The organism is Pseudomonas sp. 2822-17, from assembly GCF_002742485.1.
GTDB lineage: Bacteria > Pseudomonadota > Gammaproteobacteria > Pseudomonadales > Pseudomonadaceae > Aquipseudomonas > Aquipseudomonas cyclaminis.
Genome location: NZ_LJRZ01000331.1, coordinates 1 through 284 on the forward strand (window position 1 = coordinate 1; position 284 = coordinate 284).

The 284-nt window shown below is 42.3% G+C and carries 1 protein-coding gene; it reads right to left on the reverse strand.

The window, feature by feature from the left end; genetic code table 11:
• On the reverse strand, positions 1–260 hold a 260-nt coding region (locus tag AOA60_RS32210), incomplete at its 3' end, for a hypothetical protein (protein WP_143522403.1).
• Between the last annotated feature and the right edge of the window lie 24 nt (positions 261–284).

Sequence of the window (284 nt, forward strand, 5' to 3'; positions counted from 1 at the left end):
TCACTAGCGCTGACCATTTCATCAGCATACGAGCCATGTACAGTTACAGCCACTTCCCTTTCTCCAGCTGAAAGAAGGAACGGAAAACGAGGTGGAACAATGTGAACAAGAATTGCAGAACCATCTTGCTCTAACTCATAATCGATGGATCCTCCACTCGTTTCGATTTCGATGTCACTAAAAATTGCTGTTAGTTCTTCAGGAGAAATAGGCACACCATTTATATATGGTGTAAAAGACAAAGGGCTTGAATCATCCATTTCGTCTATTGCATACTCCCATGG